General features: G+C 62.4%; 6 protein-coding genes. 1 reads left to right on the forward strand and 5 read right to left on the reverse strand.

The features are described from left to right. Positions 1 to 25 precede the first annotated feature (25 nt). Together SPHS8_RS19985 and SPHS8_RS19990 are read right to left on the reverse strand one after the other, a co-directional pair. A complete protein-coding gene (locus tag SPHS8_RS19985; protein WP_236575279.1) occupies positions 26 to 586 on the reverse strand; it encodes a TonB-dependent receptor plug domain-containing protein in 561 nt (186 codons plus the stop codon). A gap of 463 nt (positions 587 to 1,049) precedes the next feature. Then, positions 1,050 to 1,676 (reverse strand): glutathione S-transferase family protein, encoded by a 627-nt coding sequence (locus SPHS8_RS19990; RefSeq protein ID WP_201516822.1) that lies wholly within the window; start codon positions 1,674 to 1,676, stop codon positions 1,050 to 1,052. Positions 1,677 to 2,500: 824 nt separating this feature from the next. On the opposite strand from SPHS8_RS19990, the gene SPHS8_RS19995 reads away from it, so the two are divergent. Further along, a complete protein-coding gene (locus SPHS8_RS19995; RefSeq protein ID WP_129965595.1) occupies positions 2,501 to 3,259 on the forward strand; it encodes an alpha/beta hydrolase in 759 nt (252 codons plus the stop codon). 111 nt (positions 3,260 to 3,370) lie between these two features. Here SPHS8_RS19995 and SPHS8_RS20000 read toward each other — a convergent pair whose 3' ends face one another. From SPHS8_RS20000 to SPHS8_RS20555, 3 genes are all read right to left on the reverse strand, one after another. After that, positions 3,371 to 4,429, reverse strand: coding sequence for a maleylacetate reductase (locus SPHS8_RS20000; protein ID WP_015449275.1), 1,059 nt, complete (start codon positions 4,427 to 4,429; stop codon positions 3,371 to 3,373). 326 nt (positions 4,430 to 4,755) lie between these two features. Then, positions 4,756 to 5,733, reverse strand: coding sequence for a LysR family transcriptional regulator (locus tag SPHS8_RS20005; RefSeq protein ID WP_233448218.1), 978 nt, complete (start codon positions 5,731 to 5,733; stop codon positions 4,756 to 4,758). A 146-nt stretch (positions 5,734 to 5,879) separates the two neighbouring features. After that, the coding region (locus SPHS8_RS20555) for a hypothetical protein (protein ID WP_236575280.1) at positions 5,880 to 6,113 on the reverse strand (234 nt) is incomplete at its 5' end.

Genomic DNA, 6,113 nt, shown 5'->3' on the forward strand with positions numbered 1-6,113 from the left:
TCCGTCCAATCTCCGCCAAGCATGCTCAAGCTTCACGATTTTTGCAACAGAGCCAGTTGATCGACCCGCCGGTCGCGTTTCGTCCGTACAGCGTGCCCTGCGGCCCGCGAAGGATCTCGACGCGCTCGCTGTCGAAGGCGGAGAAGAGGGTGCCGACCGGCCGCCCCACATAGACGCCGTCGAAGTGGAAGGCGACGCCCGGATCGCCGCCGGCGGTGCTGTTCTCATTGCCGATGCCGCGAAGGGTGACGAAGGCGATGGGCCCGAAATTGCTGAGCTGGATGGACGGCGCCAGCTTGGTCAAGGTCGAAAGGCTGTCGAAACCCCTGTTCGTCAGCGCCTCTCCGCCCAGCGCCGATATGGCGATCGGTACCTTCTGCACATTTTCGCTGCGCTTCTGGGCGGTCACCACAATGTCTTCGATCTGGTTGACCGGCGTGGCGGACTGGTCCGCGGCAGCGGACTGCTGGGCAAAGGCGGGACTGCACAAGGCGGCCGTGGAAGCCATCAGCAGGGACGCTGCCCCGGCGATCCTCCGCGAGCTGGACTTCACTCCCCCCGCCCGATGAATATGCGCGCGCTTCATTCTTTCATCTCCTCTCCAAGCGGCTTGCGGCCGCGATTCCCCCGGTCTCCGATTTCGGCGCCGGCTTGATTGAGATCGTATGGTAATCCGTAGGAAAGACGCAATTCCAGTTTGTGAATTCTATTCATTCACTTTGATTGAGGTTTCGTCGAATTCTCATCGGCGGGCATTGCGCGCCGCGACGATGTCTTCATTTCCGATGAAGCCGTGACGGCCTGAAGGATCGCCTTCCCGTGTCGTGAATGGCGTTCCAAATCCCCTCGAGGGACGATGAAATAGCCGCCATCTCTTGCAATGCCGGGGCGGCCGATGCCCGCACCGGGATCCAACGTTGCCGAACGGGCCGTAAATTCATGGCTTAAACATTTGAGGGCCGGCGGACATTCCGCCGGCCCTCTCCGATGCCGCAAGGCTATCAGGCGGACATGCCGCCCGCCCTCAAGCCGCACTGGATTTCCGTCGGTCAGGCAAGACCCTCTTGCGCCAGGGCGGCGCTGATCGACGGACGAGCCCTCATCCGTTCCGCGAAGGCATCCAGATTCGGAAGCGGGTCGAGCTTGCCTTCGAGGATCGGGCGACGCGCCCAAAAGACGAAGACGAAAAGATAGGGGTCGCACAGGCTGAACGTGTCGCCCAGCACATAAGGCCCCTTGCCGAGGCGTTCGTCCAGCAGGGCAAGCACGCTTTTCAGGCTGGTCAGCCCCGTGGCGGCGACATCCTTCTGGCCCTCCGCGGTTTCTGCGAGGCGGCCGGGCCGGAAGATCGGGCGGAAGGCGACATGGACGGTGCTGGACAGCAGCGCGAGCCATTCCAGGGCCCGGGCGCGGGCAAGGCCTTCCGTGGGCAGCAAGGCCTTTTCGGGCACGAGTTCCGCGATATGGTTGAGGATGGCGATATTTTCGGTCAGGACATCATCGCCGATCTGGAGCGCGGGCACCCGCGCCCACGGGTTCTTCTGACGATAGGCGTCTGAAAACTGGGCGTTTTGCGTCAGGTCGATCAGCTCCGCCTCATAAGGAAGGCCGGCTTCCTCCAATGCGGCATGGGACGCCAATGAGCATGAACCTGGATTGTAGTAGAGCTTCAACATGTCCCTGCAATTCTCCTGCGGACTGGGCAAAAAATGGCTTAATGCATATGTTCGGCACCGGAGCGTCGCCCCGAACGGAAGCAATCATCCGCCCGGTCGGAAAACGCTCCGAAACGACAGGCCGGAGCATTCCATCCGATGCGATCAGGCCGAAATGTTCAAAAATCCATCGGCTTCGAAAACCTTTCTGGCACGTTCCTCAATCCGATCCGCAAGTGACCTGCGAAGCGGCATGCCGTTCGAGACTTTTCTCAGCGTGTTATAGCTGAAGCCGAATGTTTCGAATATCTCCTCATTATTTCTCATCGTCGACAATGATGTGATCCGATCGGCGATCGAGGGATCCAAACAGCGCATTCCATTAGGCATTCGATCTTCCCCTACTGACGAATTCCAGCCGGTGCACGGTCGCAACTTGCCTGCCCGCGCAGTTCATCGGGCCATTCCCGCCGTTCCGGAAAACAGGCGGCGGGGTTTCCCCCTGGACCATGTTGCGCATGGGCCGGACACGCAGCGAGCGGGCCAGCGGACGTCGAGGCCGGGAGCGGATTGCGACGGACGCGCCGCGCATTGCCCGGAGATCGAAGCATAGGAATATCCTCTCCATGCGCTGTTATGGATCAGCGCCTGTCTTATCCGGCACGTCGGTGATTATTATGCTTATCGGGCCGTCCGGAAAGGATCGCAGCTTTCGCCTGCGGAGGAAATTGCTGCAAATGAATTAGGAATATTCGAGATACGGATTTGATCGAAACGGGGCCAACTGCCCACAAATCGGTCATGGGGATTGAGCGACCGCGCTTTGAAAGCAGCCATCGCATGCTATGGTCGCCTTGAGCATTTCCCGGCAGGCGGAATATCCGCCGACCGGAAAGCCCGCTAAAACAGGAAGCCGGAGCAGCCGGGCCGACGCCTTCGGACCGGACGCCGCTTCGGCTTCGCATCGCCAGGAATTGGAAGCGAACATGTCTCGAGACAATGCCATCGTCATGCGATACGACAATCCCGACATTCCGTCCGGCCGCGACATCGTATATCTTCACGGCCGCGGCAGCACCGAAAGGGAAGCGGGGTTCGCGCTGCCCCTTTTCGGCCGCGCGAATGTTCGCTCCTATCGCGGGCCGCTTCCCCAGGGGCCGGGGTTCGCCTGGTTCGAAAATGCCGGGATCGGCGTCGCCCTGCCCTCCAGCCTGTCGGGCGAAACATCGAAGGTCGGCGACTGGATCGCCGCAGATACCGGCCGCCAACGACCCTGGCTATGCGGTTTCAGCAACGGCGCCGCGATGGCCGCCAGTCTTCTGCTCAGCAATCCGGGGGCCTATAGCGGCCTCATCATGATCGGCGGCTGCTTCGCGGTGGAGGACGGCGACCTGCCGGACAACGGCCTGCTCGACAAGCCGGTCCTCTTCTGCCGGGGCCAATTCGACGATGTGATACCGCGCCACAAGTTCGAGCAGGCGGAAGCCTATCTCTCCGGCCCCAGCGGGGCGCGGGCGACTTTCATCCCTTATGAAGGCGGGCATGAACTGCCGTTGCCGATCAAGGCGGCGGTGCAGGGCTGGCTCGGCGCGGAAAGCCGCTGAATTTCGTCCCGTCCTTGGCCATGGCCGAACGGGAGCGCCGGATGATCGAGAACCGGCCGCATCCGGAAATGATCGGATGCGGCCGGCACTGTTCCAGGATCAGGCCTTGGCTTATGCGGTGATCGGCGGAAGCCCCTCCACCGCGCGGCTCAGAAGCTGCACGATGCCCTCCTCCGTGATCGGACGGGGGTTGGGATAGGGGTTGGCGACCGCCAGCGCGGCGGCCTTCGCGATGCCGTCCTTGGGCATGCCGAGCTTCGCCAGCGACATTTCCGCGCCCAGGCCCACCGCCAGTTCGTACAGCTTGGTCGCGGGGTCGCCGCCGCCCAGTGCGCGGCTGGCCCGTTCCATCGCCTCCGGCACCGACGGCGCATTATAGGCGATCGCGTGGGGCAGCACCGCAGTGTGGGTCTGCGCATGCGGCATGTCGAAGGTGCCGCCCAGCGTGTGGCAGAGCTTGTGGTGCAGCGCGACGCTCGCCGCGCCCAGGACGCTGCCGGCGAGCCAGCAGCCATAGAGCGCATCGCCCCGCGCCTTCGCATCGGTGGGATCGGCCTTGATCAGCGGCAGGCTCCTGGCGAGCGCCCTGATGCTTTCCTCCGCCATCAGGGAGACGATGGGATTGCCGTCGAAGGCGTAAAGCCCCTCCATCGCATGGGCGATGGCGTTGAGGCCGCTTGCGATCGACATTTCGGCGGGCAGCGACAGGGTGAGATCGGGGTCGTAAACGACCACCTTGGGCAGCACCTTCTTGTCGCGACCCGTGGTCTTGATCCCATCTTCGGTCAGGCCCCAGATCGGGGTGACTTCCGAACCCGCATAGGTGGTCGGAACGACGAGCGAAGGCAGGTCGAGCCGAAGCGAGAGCGCCTTGGCCAGCCCGACTGTGGACCCGCCGCCGATGGCGACCGTGCAATCGGCGTTCAGTTCCCTGGCGACGGCGGCCGCCGCGTCGACCGTCGCGACCGGGACGTGCATGACCGCCTTGCTGAACAGACCCACGGCCTTGTCGCCCAGGGTGGCGGCAAGCTCCTGCGCGCTGCCGGCCTGCTCCGGCGTCGAAAGCACCAGCGCGCGGCTGCCGACATGCGAAAGCTCGTCAGCCACCCGCCGCACCGAACCCGCGCCGAAGATGACCCTATAGGGTAGGGGATCATAAACGAATTGCATCACGCTTCCTCTCTATCTCATTAGAATTGGCGAATATCCGGGGCAGAGGATCTTTGCCTGCTGCCAGCGCTTCGCCATGAGCCAAGTCGACCGATAAAAGGGGAAATCGGGCAGACGCACAAGGGGCCAGGCCCGCCCATGCCGGTGCGGGAGCCGCCCGCCCCCTGTTCGGCAGGGCTGTCGCAACGACCGGAACGGGCCGGTCCGGACATGAGGAAAATTCCCGCAAGCATATGGATTTTATAGTGTTTTTTCTTTTCCCGACCCGCCCCATCCTTGGCTCGCCGGCCGCATGGCTCGCCTTCCGGCGGGGCGCGGCGCGGCACTTATTCATGGAGCGAATTGCGAATATCCGGATTCGAAGCGCCATCGCCCTCCGCCGCGCCGCCCGCGAATTCGGGCAAGGACGGGCCTTCGCCCTCCTCCGAAAGGCCGCGCATGCGGGACAGAATTCCGCGCAGCCAGCGATTGCCGGGATCGTCATGGAATCTCTCATGCCAATATTGCTTTACGGTGAAGCCTGGAAGGGCGACGGGCGGCTTGAGAATGCGGACGCTCTTGGTGTTCAGCAAGCCGGTAAGGCGGGAGGGCGTGGTCAGGATCAGTTCCGACTGCTCGGCTATATGGGCGCTCAGGAGGAAGCTCTCCGCCATGACGGTGATGTTCGATGGACCCACGATCTTGCGAAGCAGCTTTTCCACATCCTCATGGATGTGGCCAAGGTGGCGGCCGTCGACCAGGACGTGCCGGGCGGCCTTAAACCTGTTCATGGTCAGGCGCCCGGCGGGCAGATAGCTTCGCGGCACGACGCAGACATATTCCTCCGGGAAAAGCGTCTGTTCGACGACGCCGGCATAGAGCGCCGGGAAACTGCCGATCGCGATGTCGACCTCGCCGGTCTCGAGCCGGGCGATCAGCTTTTCCCCTCCCAAGGGAATGGCCTTGAACCGCACGCCCGGCGCCAGATCGCGCACCCATTGCAGGACGCGGGGAAGGACGAGCAGATGCCCGACATCCGAAGCCGCGATGTGGAAATCGCGGTTCGAAGTCGCGGGATCGAATGTCGGCTCGCCGCTCAGGCGGGAATGATAGAGTTCCAATGTCTGCGACACGGCGGGCGCGGCGGTGATGGCCAGGGACGTGGGCTCCAGGCCCCGGCTGGTCCGCACGAAAAGCTGGTTCCCGAAATGCTCCCTGAGCTGTTTGAGATGACGGCTGAGCGTGGGCTGCGGCATATCCAGCATCTCCGCCGCCACCCCCACGCTTTTCGCCCGCATCAGGGCCTGAAACACAGTCAAATGCATGAAGGAAATCATTGCGCCATTTCCGGTTTCCGAATGAGAAAGCACCGGAAACCCTGCTATTGCGTAAAGCGCTGCATGGCCAGGAACATTCGCTTTTCGAATGCCGGATATTCGTGAACCCGCGTGGAGTAAACGGCTTTGGAGTGCTATTTCAATGGAGGTCCCGCTCCTCGCCGCCAGGCGAAAAGCAGAGGCGCGATTTTCGGACTATATTTTGATCTTGGAGAGCGATCGTGGATACGAACCATATCACCAGCCTGCATCATATCACCATCTGCACCGGCACAGCCCAGGGCGACATCGACTTTTTCGTGAAGGTCTTGGGCCAGCGGGCTCTGTTGCAAAAATCGTGAAGCTTGAGCATGCTTGGCGGAGATTGG

The sequence above is a fragment of the Sphingobium sp. S6 genome, assembly GCF_905120495.1.
GTDB lineage: Bacteria > Pseudomonadota > Alphaproteobacteria > Sphingomonadales > Sphingomonadaceae > Sphingobium > Sphingobium agri.

What these genes read in the sequence shown, in the direction of transcription:
- SPHS8_RS19985 (WP_236575279.1), bottom strand. Translation starts at nt 586, where the DNA reads ATGAAGCGCGCGCATATTCATCGGGCGGGGGGAGTGAAGTCCAGCTCG.
- SPHS8_RS19990 (WP_201516822.1), bottom strand. Translation starts at nt 1,676, where the DNA reads ATGTTGAAGCTCTACTACAATCCAGGTTCATGCTCATTGGCGTCCCAT.
- SPHS8_RS19995 (WP_129965595.1), top strand. Translation starts at nt 2,501, where the DNA reads ATGGTCGCCTTGAGCATTTCCCGGCAGGCGGAATATCCGCCGACCGGA.
- SPHS8_RS20000 (WP_015449275.1), bottom strand. Translation starts at nt 4,429, where the DNA reads ATGCAATTCGTTTATGATCCCCTACCCTATAGGGTCATCTTCGGCGCG.
- SPHS8_RS20005 (WP_233448218.1), bottom strand. Translation starts at nt 5,733, where the DNA reads ATGCATTTGACTGTGTTTCAGGCCCTGATGCGGGCGAAAAGCGTGGGG.